This is a genomic window from Desulfosporosinus sp. Sb-LF (genome assembly GCF_004766055.1).
In the GTDB taxonomy this organism is placed as follows: Bacteria; Bacillota; Desulfitobacteriia; order Desulfitobacteriales; family Desulfitobacteriaceae; genus Desulfosporosinus.
The window spans coordinates 1-15,322 of record NZ_SPQR01000011.1 but is presented as its reverse complement, the minus strand read 5'-3'; the positions used below and the strand labels follow the sequence as shown (position 1 = coordinate 15,322).

8 protein-coding genes are annotated in these 15,322 nt (G+C 40.9%); 6 read left to right on the top strand and 2 right to left on the bottom strand.

Translation table 11 applies throughout. The annotated features are described in order from the left end of the window. The first annotated feature begins 6 nt into the window (after nt 1-6). From E4K68_RS15685 to E4K68_RS15675, 3 genes are all read left to right on the top strand, one after another. Nucleotides 7-1,236 (top strand): thiolase family protein, encoded by a 1,230-nt coding sequence (locus E4K68_RS15685; RefSeq protein ID WP_135379872.1) that lies wholly within the window; start codon nt 7-9, stop codon nt 1,234-1,236. Between the two features lie 116 nt (nt 1,237-1,352). Continuing rightward, nucleotides 1,353-3,188, top strand: coding sequence for an acyl-CoA dehydrogenase (locus tag E4K68_RS15680; protein WP_135379871.1), 1,836 nt, complete (start codon nt 1,353-1,355; stop codon nt 3,186-3,188). Between the two features lie 332 nt (nt 3,189-3,520). After that, a complete protein-coding gene (locus E4K68_RS15675) occupies nt 3,521-4,549 on the top strand; it encodes a 3-deoxy-7-phosphoheptulonate synthase (protein WP_135379870.1) in 1,029 nt (342 codons plus the stop codon). Between the two features lie 220 nt (nt 4,550-4,769). On the opposite strand, the gene E4K68_RS15670 is transcribed toward E4K68_RS15675, so the two are convergent. After that, entirely contained in the window at nt 4,770-7,370 is a 2,601-nt protein-coding gene (locus E4K68_RS15670) for an EAL domain-containing protein (protein WP_135379869.1), read from the bottom strand. 305 nt (nt 7,371-7,675) lie between these two features. Here E4K68_RS15670 and E4K68_RS15665 point away from each other — a divergent pair, with 305 nt between their 5' ends. Then, the gene (locus E4K68_RS15665; protein WP_135379868.1) at nt 7,676-8,350 is read left to right on the top strand and encodes a hypothetical protein; all 675 of its coding nucleotides are present in this window, start codon (nt 7,676-7,678) and stop codon (nt 8,348-8,350) included. 48 nt (nt 8,351-8,398) lie between these two features. On the opposite strand, the gene cphA is transcribed toward E4K68_RS15665, so the two are convergent. After that, complete coding sequence (cphA, locus tag E4K68_RS15660) at nt 8,399-11,008, bottom strand: cyanophycin synthetase (RefSeq protein WP_135379867.1); 2,610 nt, start codon at nt 11,006-11,008, stop codon at nt 8,399-8,401. Nucleotides 11,009-11,528: 520 nt separating this feature from the next. Between cphA and E4K68_RS15655 the strand changes: the two genes are divergently transcribed. Together E4K68_RS15655 and E4K68_RS15650 are read left to right on the top strand one after the other, a co-directional pair. Then, nucleotides 11,529-13,280 carry an ABC transporter transmembrane domain-containing protein gene (locus tag E4K68_RS15655; RefSeq protein WP_135379866.1) on the top strand — a complete coding sequence of 584 codons (1,752 nt, stop codon included), beginning with the start codon at nt 11,529-11,531 and terminating at the stop codon, nt 13,278-13,280. A gap of 1 nt (nt 13,281) precedes the next feature. Beyond that, on the top strand, nt 13,282-15,030 hold the full coding sequence (locus tag E4K68_RS15650; RefSeq protein WP_135379865.1) for an ABC transporter transmembrane domain-containing protein: 1,749 nt from the start codon (nt 13,282-13,284) through the stop codon (nt 15,028-15,030). Nucleotides 15,031-15,322: the final 292 nt, after the last annotated feature.

The window sequence follows — 15,322 nt, the reverse complement described above, 5'->3', positions numbered from 1 at the left end:
TGATTTATGGCAATCGAACTTAATGATGTTGTAATGGTTAGCGCTTGTAGAACACCGATTGGTGCTTATGGAGGTTCGCTCCAACCAGTATCGGCCAATGAATTGACAAAGATAGTTGCTGCTGAGGCTATTAAGCGTGCGGGAATTGAGCCGAAACAGGTGGATGAAATCGTGTCTGGAATGTGCTTAGGTCATGGTAATGGCTCTTGTCCACCCCGTATTGTGGCTATGGAAATAGGAATGGATCCCAAATCGAGTGCTTGCATGGTCAACCAGAATTGCGCATCAGCCATGAGAGCGGTGGAAATTGCTGCTATGAAACTGCAACTGGGTAAATACGATATTGCCCTAGTCACCGGTACAGAAAGTATGAGTAATATCCCGTATATCTCTACGACGTCTAGATGGGGTGCAAGAATGGGGGATGTCAAACTTCAGGACGCCATGTTAGCCGATGGACTTGTTTGTCAACTGGCCGGTTCCCACATGGGCGGAACTGCTGAAAATATTGCTGAACTGTATGGAATTACACGAGAAGAATGCGATACCTTAGCACTTCTCAGCCATCAGAGAGCAGTAAGGGCTAGTGATGAAGGTCGTTTCGAGAGAGAGATTGTTCCTGTTCCCGTCAAAAAGGGGAAGAAAGAGTACGTGTTCACGCATGACGAGCATCCTATTCGGGGAGCAAGTCTCGAAAGTATGGCTAAACTTAAACCCGCTTTTAAAAAAGACGGAGTGGTCACTGCTGCCAACGCTTCTGGTCTTAATGACGCCGCAGCTGCAGTCGTCTTAATGACTAAGAAAAAAGCTGAAGAACTGGGAATTAAACCTCTGATGAAACTTATCAATGTCTGTGATGAAGGGGTAGAAGCTCGCGTCATGGGTTTAGGCCCCGCGGTTGCCATACCTAAATGTTTGAAAGAGGCAGGCATGAAGTATGAAGACGTTGATTACTGGGAAATTAACGAAGCCTTTGCGGCCCAAGTCCTTGGCGTTGGTAAAAAAATTAAAGATGAAGCAGGTATTATGTTGAACATCGGTACCTTTGAGCAGGATGGCAACATTAACACAAATGGTTCTGGAATTGGGCTGGGACATCCGGTGGGTGCTACTGGACTGCGCATCATTGTCAGTCTCTACTACGAACTGGAAAGACTTGGAAAGACAACAGGCGGAGCTTCGCTTTGCGTAGGTGGCGGAGCAGCGATGGCATCCCTGTGGACTAGAGATATATAGAGCTTCCCCTCTATAAATCTATCGTGAGAGTGATGGTTTTTTAGGCCTTACCTCTTTTGAGTAAATGAAGTTAAAAAGGGTGTAAAATAACGATTCGAACTGAAGGAGATGTAAACATGGCTTCTAATTTTGCCGTGAATAATATTAGAGATTTTGAATTTATCATTCAAGAATGGCTTCCGACTGAGGGAGTTTTTAACTACCCGCAGTTTGCTGACTACTATTCGAAAGATGATATTAAATCAATCCTGGAGCCCGTTCTAAAAATGTGCAAGGAAGTCATTGAGCCGACTAACGATGAAAACGAAACTCACCCAGTGACCTTTGATGACGGTAAAGTAACGACCCCGCCTAGCTTTGGACCTCTTTTCCATAAGTTGCAGGAAGATGGCTGGGGTACTAGCAATATCGATAATTCACCCGATGCTATGGTCTTACCGGAAATGTTATATGCCGCCGTATGGGAATTGATAGGTGCTGCTAATCCAACCTTTATGCCCTACATTTTGCTGACCAGTGGGGCAGCCGGATTGATCCAGAGCTTTGGCGATGATAAAGTGAAGGCGATGTTTCTACCTAAGATGATGGACGGAACCTGGTCAGGAACGATGTGTCTGACCGAGCCTGGCGCTGGGACTGATGTAGGGGATATTTCTTCCAAGGCTTATCCGACCGACGATTCGCGGATTTTTAAAATCAAAGGGAATAAGATATTTATCACTGGCGGAAATAATGATTTTACTGAAAATATCATCCACCTCTACTTGGCTCGTATTGAAGGTGCCAAACCGGGTACAAGCGGCATCTCACTGTTTGTTGTTCCTAAGTTATGGGTCAACGAAGATGGTAGCTTTGAAGACAACGATTTCGAGAACACTGGAGTAGAGCATAAGATGGGACAGCATGGTTCTGTCACGGCCGCTTTAGCTGCCGGGGAAAACGGAAATTGTCGCGGCTGGTTGCTGGGTATTGACCCTCGCGAAAACGAAGGCAAGGGCGAAGGTATGGCTCAGATGTTCCAAATGATGAACATGGCCCGTATGGAAACCGGCCATATGGCTCTATCCTGTATTATCAACGCCTTTGCTAATGCCCGCGATAATGCTAAAGAAAGAGTTCAGGGTCGCCTTCTAACGAATCCCAAGGCTGGTCGGGTTGCCATCATTAACCATGAAGATATAAAGCGCACTCTTATGATGGGTAAAGCTCATATTGAAGCCATACGAGCCATGATGTATAGGGTTTATCTCGCGTTTGACCAGAGGCATCGTGATCCCGATCCGGCCGTAAGGCAAGCTGCCAACGATCTGATTGAAATAGCCACCCCACTTTGCAAGGCCTATCCTTCGGATGAAGGCTGGTGGCTCATTGGCGAAGCGATCCAATCCTATGGCGGGTATGGTTACTGTGAAGAGTATCCCGTATCCCAAATCGCTCGCGACATGAAGATCTACTCCATCTGGGAAGGCACTAACTTTATACAGTCGCTAGATTTGGTTGGCCGCAAAATGAATATGAAGGGTGGCTCTATATTCGGCGCTTGGGTACAGGAAATCGTCGATTTCTATGAAGCTAATAAAGGCAATGAAGCCTTAAACAAGGAATTTGCTAACTTGGGCAAGGCTCTTGATGCTTACAAAGAGATGCTAAAGGCTCTGGCTGGATATTCCAAGACTAACATGAGCATGATTCCCCTCTATTCCCACCGTGTCCTTACGGCTACAGCCCAACTATTCTGTGGTCGCCAAATTCTTGATCAGGCTATATTGGCAGATAAAAAAGCCAAAGACGTGGGATCAGATCATTTTGATTATAAGTTTTATACCGGCAAAGTAGCTACCGCTAGGTATTACGTGCGCAATGTAGTTCCTAATGTATGGGCAGTTGCAGAGATCGTAATCGATGGTGACACCTCAGCTCTTGATGTTCCAATCGATGTTTTCGAGTACTAGAGCAAAACGAATCGAAACAAGGGGATAAGAACACGGCAAATGTGATCTTTTGAAATTCCCATAACATGTCAATGCCCTCCCTCAGTAGATTCATTCTACCGTGGGAGGGCTCTTTAGTGTTGTGTCCGGGATATGTCTCAGTTCATCACCACGTAGTGCGAGACTCTCTAAGAATATGTCTAAATCGCAAAAGTAACATTAAGCACTACTTTAACAAATACAATATACTTTACTGAGTACATTGATAGTCTAGGAGAAAAATTCTATACTGAAGTTATACTAGTCAAGCAATGCCGCGAAGCTATAGGTGGTTTTACGAAGGAGAAATGAAAATGAGTATTAAATTCCTGAAACGAATCCCAACTGCCGATGAGATTATAGAGCAAATTCCTTTGCCAAAGCACATTAAAGATATTAAAGAAAAAAGAGACATAGAAATAAGCAATATCTTTGAAGATAAGGATGATCGATTTATCCTTATAGTAGGTCCATGTTCAGCGGATAATGAAGACTCTGTCTGCGAGTATATTGAAAAACTTGCTGGGGTTCAGGAAAAAGTAAGCGATTCAATTATAATTATTCCAAGAATCTATACCAATAAGCCCCGAACAACGGGTGAGGGGTATAAAGGCATGGCGCACCAACCAGACCCAAGCAAAAAGCCAGATTTATTTGAAGGAATAAAAGCCATCAGAAAAATGCATTTAAGATCATTATGTGAATTTTACATGCCCGCTGCGGATGAAATGCTCTACCCGGAAAACTATACCTATCTCTCAGATGTTTTAGGGTATATTGCAATTGGGGCTCGTTCCGTCGAAAATCAGCAACACAGATTAACAGTGAGTGGTGTCGATACTCCAGTAGGTATGAAAAATCCTACAAGTGGTGACCTTTCAGTTATGTTGAACTCGATCATAGCTGCACAACAGGGTCATACTTTTATTTATAATGGCTGGGAAATTGAAACAACCGGTAATCCTCTCACCCATGCTATTTTAAGAGGTGCAGTAGATTCTAATGCTAGAAATATCCCGAATTATCATTATGAGGATTTAATACGCATTTCTAACGAGTATGAAAAACTACAATTGTCAAATCCGTCTATTATTGTGGACACAAACCATGCAAATTCTATGAAGTGTTATGCTGAACAGCCAAGAATCGCAAGAGAAGTCTTAATGAGTAGGAAATATGATACGTTACTTAAGAAGATGATCAAGGGTCTCATGATTGAAAGCTATCTAATAGAAGGTAAGCAAGGCATAGGGGAGAATATTTATGGAAAATCAATCACGGATGCCTGTCTTGGATGGGAGAGTACTGAAAAACTAATTTATTATGTCGCAGAAAATATTTAAACGGAGAAGATTTCAATACTGGCAAAGTAGCTACCGCTAGGTACTACGTGCGCAATATTGTTCCTGATGTTGTGGCAGTTGTAGAGATCGTAATCGATAGAGACACCTAAGTTCTTGATGTTCCAGTCGATGTTTTTGAATACTAGACTATAAGAGGGCCCAATCAAAAATAGCCTCCGCATACGCGGCGGCTATTTTTAGCGAAATGTTTCTAAGTGGTTCAACTTCTTGGTGTATTGAAGGGGAGAGGTTTTCCTAAAAAATAGCCTTGACCATAATCTATCCCTAGTTCACGCAAAATTGTCCATATATCCTCATTTTCAACGTATTCAGCAATGGTCGCTTTACCAAGGGCATGAGCAACAGCATTGATGGCTTGGACCAATGCATTATTAGTGGGACTAGTGTCGAGATTTCGAATAAAGGTTCCATCTAGTTTAAGATAATCTACTGGCAACCTTTGTAGATGAGTGAATGTCAGAAAGCCGACTCCGAAGTCATCCAAGGCGAACTTACAACTCATTAGTTTTAACCTCTTAATCCAATGTTCTGCTTGATCTAAGTCCCTGATTGCTGCCGTCTCGGTGATTTCAAACCCGATTCGGAAGGGCTGAAGATCACTCTTTTCAATTCTACCCTCGATAAATTTCAGTAATTCTATATCTCCAAGACTCGATGCCGAGATGTTTACGAAAATTGATAAGTCAGGATGTTTGCCTAATATCTCAATCGCTGAATCAACAACCCAGCGATCAATTTGGGACATCAGTCCAAAACGCTCAGCAATCGGTAAAAAATCGTTGGGTAAAATAAGGCCTCCTTCGAGATCGATCATCCTTAACAAGGCCTCGTAATGAATGATGGTTGTTCCATCCATCTTAAAAACGGGTTGAAAGTATAACGTAAACCTATTTTCTTTTAAAGCAGCATTTATTTGCAGAATTTTATTATTGGACTCTGATAAGTGTTCAATATCGTCATCAGAATGAATTATACTAATCCGATTCTTACCCTCGTCCTTGGCGGTATATAAGGCGACGTCAGCATATGAAAAAAGTGATTGTGTATCCTGTGTGCCATCAATCATCATAATTCCGATACTCGCTGTGATTTTAATCGTCACCTGATGGCCTTTTACGATAAATTCATCGATCTGCAAAGCCTGTACTAATTGATTGGCGACTGCACGCGCTTTTTCTAGTCTTGTATCTCTCAACACGACAGCAAATTCATCGCCACCAAGTCTAGCCAGAAAAGCGTCTTGTCCCAAATTCTGCTTTAATCTAGCCACAAAATCAAGGAGTATCTGATCCCCACTTGAATGTCCAAACGAGTCGTTAACGACTTTGAAGTTATCAAGATCTATAAATAGGAGTGCGCTCTCATTTTGAAATCCCCCTTCGCTATGAATCAACATATTTAGGTATTCCTCTAGGTAATAGCGATTGGGTATGTTCGTCAGGAAATCATGGGTCGCTAAGTAATGAAGTTGCTTAACTTCCTTGTTCGTTTCAGAAAGGTGTACTTTTTCGCTCACTAACTCTTGACGGTTAAAGTCAATGCAATTGCCTACATGGTTTGTCCTTAATGCCACTGCTTTTGCGAAGTCGTGGCAATTGCCGAAACCACAGGAGAAACAATTCACATTCCGGGATGCTTCTGTCGTTTTATGTAACTGTGTGAAGATCGGTTCGAGATTAGTTGTCTCTTCATGGATTATGAGATGCGACTTATCTTCATATTGCCTGGTAAAGTCCGGAAGTCGGAGTTTATATTCAAACAACTCAAAAACCAACGGGATTTCTCCCTTAGGCAGATTTTTGATATGCTTGGCCAATTTGGCCTTTTTTAGTTCATTCATTTTATAATCCACATCATCAATAGTCGTTAATTTACACGTTCCAGTACCAATATTGCACCCTCCCGTACAGTTCAGTATGTCGACAATCAGTGGCAATGACTTGCTTTCCTGAACTCGTTTGGCGTATTCATCTAGATAACGATAGGCAGGTTCTGGACCTTCTACTTGTCGTATCCACGCGCCACCAAATTGTAATTCTATGTTTTCTCGGAGTCCACCTGGGCGACTAAAGGTTAACCCAATCCCACACCCACTATCCTCATAATCTACCTCTGGGTAATCGTTGAGGTTAATATGATTCTTTTCAAAATAAACCTCCATTTTTTGATAGGTAACGTTATAGTTAACAAGCCCCATGGTATTTATTTCTTGGATTTCATCGATTTTGCCGATGCAAGGAGACAAGAAGGCTATCTTATCGACGATCCCTTTGTATTTTTTTAAGTAAATTGCCGTGCACATCATGGGGCTTTGGAGTGGGGCAAGGTATTTAATTAATTCAGAGTGGTATTTTTGAATGTAATTCACGATCACAGGACAGGGTTGAGCAATAATTGAATCTAGTTTCAGCTCATCAATGGTTTTCAGATAAGCCCAAGTCGTGATATCTGCACCGATCGACACATCGTAAATAAGCGTTACCCCTAAAGACTTTAAATAACCAAATAACCGTTTATAATTGGGAAAATTAAATCGGATCGACGGAGCGGCGATGACAGAAATACCAATACCCCGTGTTAAGTTAGCAAAAAACCTCTCAGTATCATCCGTGAAGTCTCGGGCATTATGATCACATACATCTATACATGCCCCACAGTGAATGCATTTCAAATGATCAATTTTAACCCTATTTTCACCTTTATATAAGAACGCTACGTTTGCTTTGACAGGGCATTTAGCAATGCATTTATTACAACCTACACATAGTTTCTTATTAGTAAATAAAACTTCGACATTCATTGAAAGCCCCTTATCTCCATTTACTCATATATTAAATCTTGCTGTTTGTTTCATTACCATATGAGCATCAGTTAATCGTTTTGAAGTTACAATACTATTTGCATTATTCGACACAGATCGCGTCACTCCTTCTTAATTCCGTACGGCACAATACTTGAAATTTCTTCTTCATCAAGTATTTGCCGACAACCAGAAAATTTCCTAATCAAAGATTCTATCTGCTAGTCTTTCCAAAACAAAGTCTGAGAGTATATAATTTAAGAGATATCTGATAAGCATTAAACATTAATTTGTAGGGAGAAATTATGAAAAAGAAGTTTCTGAAAATTACAGGTATCTTGGTCCTGTTTATAGCTCTGGTCGGCTTTTGGGGATACAATAAATATTTTAAGCCTGACCCGAAAATTCAACAACAACTTAATAATCAGTTTGGGACTGATTTTTTTAGTTCGTTTGATGATGAGAACGTAGTTAATAATTCAGGACCCGTTAATAATGTGAAATCAGTGGGGGATTTAGCAAAGAAGATTGATAGTCCAACGATTGTTTCTATGATGAAAAAGTCAAAAGAGCAGGAGGAAGCCAAAATAGTGACAACTTCAGCTCCTGAGAATGAAACTATTGTTGCGAAGTCGATTACGCAAGACGAACTAAACAATAAGTATAAGCCTCAGTTTAACCATTTGCAGAGTGTAGCCTTGAGCCGTTTAGATACTTTGTATTCAACGGCAATTCAGGAGTATGTGCAGGGCAGTAAAGCAGGCACATTGAACCGTCCAGAGCTGGTTCAAAAATATCTTCAAGCAGGAACTATGCTTGAGGCTAGCATAGACAGTCAATTTTACAGTACCCTAAATGCTATGCAGGCTGAACTTGTTGCAAATAATCTTTCTACCGATATCCTAGGTGCTATTAAGAGTAACTATGAAAAAGCTAAGTCCGCAAAGCGATCACAGTTATTGGCTAAAGTCCGCAAATAACTTATTTATTAATGCGAAGCATAATAAGCTATTATGTTTGTATTAAATTTATTTAGCTAATGCAACGAGATTTGTTTCATCAAGTTTGCTTCTCATTATATCAATAAGAGGTTCAGACTTCTCGAAGAAGACAATGACAATATCTTCAGGATCTGCAAGATCTAAAGCTGCTTTAAAGGCTTCCGTCTCCTCTGGAATTTTTCTAATGTTCTTGCTGTGAAATTTTGATGCCATGACACCTTTCTCCAGGAGATCTGCTACCTCACCCTTAGCTCGGCCTCTTCTTTCCATATCTTCCTTTATAAAAATATAATCAAAGTTCTCTCCGGCACATTTACCGACTTCGACTATATCGCTGTCTGGTCTATCGCCTGGTACTCCAATGACTCCTATAAGTTTATTATGTTCGATATACTTAAGTCCATCTAGCACACAATTATAGCCTTCTTTATTATGGCCATAGTCTAATATGACCCTTTTATTATTGACAAGATACATATTGAATCTTCCCGGGTTTTGATTACAGTAAAAGGACATTAAGCCCTGTCTAATCGTCTTATAATCAATACCTAGTCCTATTGCAGCAGCACAGGAAGCCATTGCATTTTCAATGTTATATTTGAGAATGCCTTTTAACGTAATCCCTATATTTTTTATTTCGATTAACGCTTCAGAATGAGAGCCTTTCTGGATGATTATATTACCCTCATCGACATAGACACCATACCCACCGTTTCTCATGTAAGCTTGCAGAACTACATTATCCTTGTCATGAGAAAATATAATAGGATGACCCTTTAAGCGGGGCAAGATACGTATACTCATCTTATCATCCCCATTAATAACAACATAGCCATCGTCCTTAACTGCTTCTCCCACCAGCGCCTTAACTTTTGCCAAGTCTTCCATAGTTTCCACCTCATCTATTCCAAGGTGATCCTGAGTTATGTTTGTGATAACTCCGACATCGGCAACGTCATAGGCTAATCCTCCTTTTATTATCCCCCCCCTGGCAGTTTCCAGGACTGCTGCATCAATATCCTTATTCATGAGTACAGCTAAAGCGCTCTTTGGACCGGTGGTATCACCTTTAAAGATACATTTCCCACCAATATAAATTCCACCAGTTGTGGTCATGCCAACCGTGTATCCTGCAATTGAAAGTATGTGGGCAATAAGTCTAGTGGTCGTGGTTTTCCCATTTGTACCTGTGATTGATACTAAGGGAGTTTTTTCTGCGCTATCCTTAAATAATTTATCAACAATATGTCCTGCTACATTGCGTTTTGTTCCACTATATGGATTATGATGCATTCGAATACCAGGTGCAGCATTTATTTCTATAATGGCTCCTCCTTCATTCAGAGGTTTACTAATATCTTGACATAGTAAATCTATACCACAAATATCCAGTCCAATAGCACTCGCAGCCCTTTTGCATAGTTCAATATTCTCCTCACATATTAAATCAGTACAATCTATAGCAAAACCACCCGTCGATAAATTTGCATTATCTTTTAAAGTTATCGTTTCATCTTTGGGAAGGACAGACTCTAATGAATAATTCTTTTGATCTAAGTGGGCTATAAGTATCTCATCTATTTTAATCTTAGTTAATTCCTTTTCGTGGCCCTCACCTCTGCGAATATCCTCATTAGTATTACGTATAAGCTTCTCAATAGAATTTATTCCATCTCCTATGATATGTGGAGGAATTCTTTCTGAAACTGCAACTATATCACCATAAACACTGCATACTCTATAGTCTTTCCCACTTATATGCTTTTCGATTATTAGGCATTTGTAATCTTTAATTAAACGTTCATAAGCATTTGATAACGCTATCTCATCTTTTATATTGGCAATAACTCCCTTGCCTTGGTTTCCAAACTGAGGTTTAAGTACCACTGGATAACCAATATCCTTAGCCCCTAAAATGGCATCGATTTTTCGCCCTACTTTGATGCCATTTGCTACAGGTATACAATGCAAGCTCAGTAATTCTTTCGTTAATAATTTATCCTGTGCAATACTTACAGCTATTTCCTTTGTATCACTACCCAAGGTTGCTTGTATCGTTTTTGAGTGTTTTCCATAACCTAATTGAAATATGCTTTCTTCGCCGATCTTTAATACAGGAATTCCCCGTTTCCTTGCCTCGTTACAAATATCGAGTGTACTTAATCCCAGTTGTTCACTTAATAATAGTTCCTTTAACCTAGTTAATCTCAAGTCTAAATCGAACGGCTCTTTATTTACTAACGAGTTAATGAGATCAACTGCTATATTCCCAGCCTCTAGCCCTGTATTCATATATTCATATTGATAAATGACATAATAATTCTCTCCGGATATCTCCCGAGCTTTTCCATAACTTATTTCTAAACCAAGCATATTGTGGAGTGCTATTATGATATGCTCTGATACATGTGCCAAATAAGTTCCCTCAGTAAGTCTTTTAATAAAGCCTAGATCTTCATCTATTCCACATCGATGCTTAGTAAGCTCTGGCAACATACTTACTAAATTTTGATTAAACCCATTAATTTCTTTACTTGGAATTTCACTATAACCTTCTAAATCTAGGTTTAATCTTATGCACTTTTTGCGTGAATATATATTTCTACCCTGAAAGACCTTAGAACTAATAATTTTCACGAAAGCTCTCCTCCTAATTTCACATCCCTAACGTATTAAAAAGTAACAAGATTAATGATCAAATTAGCGTTTGAAAACTAGGCTTTTAGATATTCTCCAAATTAACAAGTTTCATTGATCAGATACCTGTCGTAAAGTCGAAAACATTTTTCGAAATTATGACATGGGAATAAAAACATTATTTTTAAATGCTAATAAGCGTGATCTTTGAATTAAATTCGGGATTTAAAAGGGAGAGTGTTTAAGCTCCCCCTCATATATTTCAAACAATGGATTAGTTTAACTACTTGTAAAGGTTGCTACTAACAACAAGAAGTTAATTTAAACCATTGTGATTCTAATATATCCAAGTGCTGAACATGTACACTGGTATGTTTTGTTTATACATCGTTGTATAATTATTTTCTTGCTTATAAAAACTCACGACAGTAGGTAGGTTTTGTCGCATAAGTTTGTACTTAAGAGCCCCTACGTTAGAATAGGTTGGCATTTTGATTTAGAAAATTTAAGGGGAGAGTATATGCTTCTTTTTAGAGAGCTAATGTGGTTTTTCAAACAAGAAAAGAAAAGCTACTGTATAGGTATTTTAGTGTTGGTAAGTGTAGCTCTAATCAATCTGTTTCCTCCCTATTCGGTGCGGGTTATCGTAGACGGAATGAGTAAAGAAAATCTTACCCAAGGAATTTTGTACAAGTGGTCTTTGCTTCTTTTAACTGCGGGGTTAACATCTTACGGATTACGATATATCTGGCGTTTGCTAATTTTCGGGGCGTCGAGTCGGCTCGGACGGTTGCTAAGGAAGCAGCTTTTTGAACATTTTACCTGCTTATCGCCGCAGTTTTATCAGGAGCATCGAACTGGAGATCTAATGGCTCATGCCACAAACGATATTCAAGCGATCGAAATGACGGCCGGGATGGGGGTTCTGACGTTTGTCGATTCCCTGACGACAGGGAGCCTGGTCGTTTTTTCTATGGCCTTTTTTATCAGTTGGAAACTTACCCTTATAACCTTACTGCCTATGCCACTAATGGCCTGGGCCACCAGCCATTATGGTACAATGCTCCATAAAAGGTTCCATCAGGCACAGGCAGCTTTTTCCGATCTTAATGACAAAGTTCTGGAAAACATTTCTGGGGTCAGAGTGGTTAAAGCGTTCGGGGGGGAAGAAGCGGAAAAAGAAGCCTTTCGAACGTTATCCGCCGACGTCGTGGATAAGAATATCGCCGTAGCGAAAGTGGATGCGCTCTTTGATCCGACCATCCAATTGATTATTGGAATTTCCTTTTTCCTCGCCATTGCCTTTGGAGCGAGAGAAGTAGTGAACGAGAAGTTGACCTTTGGCCAGCTCACTCAGTTTACGATTTATCTCGGACAGTTTATTTGGCCTATGTTAGCTTTTGGCTGGCTCTTTAACATTCTAGAACGTGGGCGAGCGTCTTATGATCGGGTGAATACGCTACTTAAAGTTAAAAAAGAAATTCGTGAACAGGAGGGGGCAATGGATCGAGTTCCCAGCGGACAAGTGACGTATGAGATGGCCTCATTTGCTTATCCAGGAACTAATTCGTGGGTTCTTAATAAAATTGACGTAGTGGTCACGCAGGGGCAAACCTTGGGCATCGTAGGAAAAACAGGGAGTGGAAAGTCCACGTTTTTCCGTCTCCTTATGCGGGAATTTGATCTATCTGAGGGGGACATTAAAATCGGCGGTGTCTCAATTTATCACCTGAAGCTCGGAGCCTTGCGGGCAGCAATTGGTTATGTTCCTCAGGATCACTTTTTGTTTTCAACGACGATTGCTGAAAACATTGCCTTCGGGAAACCGGAAGCAATGCTGGAGGAAATCCAAGCAGTTGCTGATATTGCCGCCATCCACGAGGATATCCTACATTTCCCAGATAAATATGGCACCTTGGTTGGGGACCGGGGCGTAACCCTTTCAGGAGGTCAAAAACAGCGCATATCGATTGCACGCGCTCTCTTACTCGAACCGGAAATCCTTATTTTAGATGATTCACTGTCCGCTGTAGACGCCAGAACTGAAAAGGCTATTTTACAAGGCTTAAAAGAAAAACGGTCCCAAAAGACAACTCTGATTTCATCTCATCGTTTGAGTGCTATTGAACATGCGGACTTAATCATTGTTCTACAGAATCGACAAATTACTGAATACGGCTCTCATGCCGAACTTATGGCTGTTGAGGGATGGTATGCTTCCACTTACCGAAGTCAGCAGTTAGAGTCTCTAATTGAGCAAGGGGGAGCATGATATGGTGATTCGGCGCTTACTTCAATATCTCAGACCCCACTATAAAGCGTTAAGTGTTGCCTCGGTGATCTTACTGTTAGCCACCTTTGCCGATGTCATCGGTCCAATCTTGGTCAAAGTCTTTCTTGATCGTCATCTAATACCACGTTCGTTCGATACACGCGAGCTAGTGCTCCTAGGAGGCGGGTATTTGGGACTTCATCTTCTTTCAGTAGGTTTACACTATTATCAGCTCGTCAGCTTTAATATGATTGCACTGAAGGTGATCCAACAATTACGGGTCGATATCTTTAACCATGTTCAACGCCTTGGCCTTATGGTTTTTGACAAAACTCCGAGCGGGGCCTTGGTTTCACGAATTACTAATGACACTGAGGCGATCAAGGAATTATTCGTAGGTGTTCTCTCGACTTTAGTGCAAAACTTTGTATTTCTAATTGGTATTTTTATTGCCATGTTTAGTTTGGATGTTCGACTGGCCACGTTTTTCCTGGTCTTGCTTCCTGCAATTCTTTGCTTGATGTATATGTACCGAAGGTTGAGCACAAAAGTTTATCGGACTATGCGAAAAGAACTGAGTCTTCTCAATGCCAAACTCAATGAATCTATCCAAGGGATGACTATCGTACAGGCCATGCGTCAGGAAAAGCGCTTCCGGCAAGAGTTTAGTGTCATAAATAGTGCCTACTACAATGCAGCCATTAACAATATTCGCTTAGAAAGCCTGTTTGTCCGACCAGCTGTTGATTTAATTTATACCGTTGCCCTCGTGCTTGTTTTAGACTTCTTTGGGTTTCAGTCGTTGAAAGGACCGATTCAAATTGGCGTACTCTATGCCTTCATAAACTATCTGGATCGCTTCTTTGAACCCGTGAATATGATGATGCAGAGGTTGTCTCAGGTTCAGCAATCGTTGGTAGCAGCCGAACGGGTCTTTGAGATTTTGGATGATGTCCGTTTAACTCCTATTATCCCCAGCGGTCCAGAGCCTCCTTCGATTCTAAATGGCCAGATTGAATTTAAGGATGTTAGTTTTTCTTACGACGTTTTATCTGACGATCGATCAGATGTCTTGAAAAAAATTAGTTTTATCGCTTATCCAGGACAGACCGTCGCTTTAGTAGGGCATACTGGAAGTGGTAAAAGCACGGTCGCCAATCTCATCATGCGCTTCTATCAGGTCACTCGTGGGGAAATACTTATCGATGGGGTATCTCTATCTGAGTTTTCCGAGGATGAGTTGCGATCGAGAGTTGGACTTGTGGCCCAAGATCCATTTTTATTTGTGGGAGATATCACTAAAAACATTGCGCTTTCTAGGCCAGTCGTGAGTAAGCAAGACGTGGAAGATGCTGCACTATTTGTTCAAGCCGATGAATTTATTCAAAAACTTCCTCAGGGCTTTGCAGAACCAATCGGGGAGCGGGGGGCTACTTTGTCGAGCGGTCAGCGTCAACTTATATGCTTTGCTCGGACAATGGCTGGTAACCCAAAAATCCTTGTTTTAGATGAAGCAACCGCCAGTGTCGATACTGAAACCGAAGAGGCCATTCAAACGGCCTTAGGAAAAATGCGCAAGGGACGTACGACGATAGCGATTGCTCATCGGCTTTCCACAATCCAGGATGCAGACTTGATTTTGGTCCTCCACAATGGGAAAATTATCGAACAGGGTACACATCCAGAGCTTTTAGTTAAAGAAGGGCTCTATCACAAAATGTTTATGATGCAGCAGGGAGCAAGGATATAACGAGAGAACTATCTTAAAAAGTCCAATAAGGGAGTAATAAATGATAATGGATAAAAATAACAGTAGACAACACGAGTAAAAAAGGGTATTCTAACAAAGCGCCTAAACGACGCACAGATTGATCAGAAGATACCTTCAAACTGGATCCATCTGTATGAAACAAATTAGTGATTGACAACGCGAGTTGAAAATGCTAAGATGTGATTCCGGCCCAAACGGGTGCTGGAAACAAAGTTTAAACCATGGTCTTTGAAAACTAAACAACAAGGACAGCCAATGAGAGAAACTCGCA

Excerpts from the sequence above, each read along its gene's own strand:
- E4K68_RS15685 (WP_135379872.1), top strand. The coding sequence starts at position 7 with ATGGCAATCGAACTTAATGATGTTGTAATGGTTAGCGCTTGTAGAACA.
- E4K68_RS15680 (WP_135379871.1), top strand. The coding sequence starts at position 1,353 with ATGGCTTCTAATTTTGCCGTGAATAATATTAGAGATTTTGAATTTATC.
- E4K68_RS15675 (WP_135379870.1), top strand. The coding sequence starts at position 3,521 with ATGAGTATTAAATTCCTGAAACGAATCCCAACTGCCGATGAGATTATA.
- E4K68_RS15670 (WP_135379869.1), bottom strand. The coding sequence starts at position 7,370 with ATGAATGTCGAAGTTTTATTTACTAATAAGAAACTATGTGTAGGTTGT.
- E4K68_RS15665 (WP_135379868.1), top strand. The coding sequence starts at position 7,676 with ATGAAAAAGAAGTTTCTGAAAATTACAGGTATCTTGGTCCTGTTTATA.
- E4K68_RS15655 (WP_135379866.1), top strand. The coding sequence starts at position 11,529 with ATGCTTCTTTTTAGAGAGCTAATGTGGTTTTTCAAACAAGAAAAGAAA.
- E4K68_RS15650 (WP_135379865.1), top strand. The coding sequence starts at position 13,282 with ATGGTGATTCGGCGCTTACTTCAATATCTCAGACCCCACTATAAAGCG.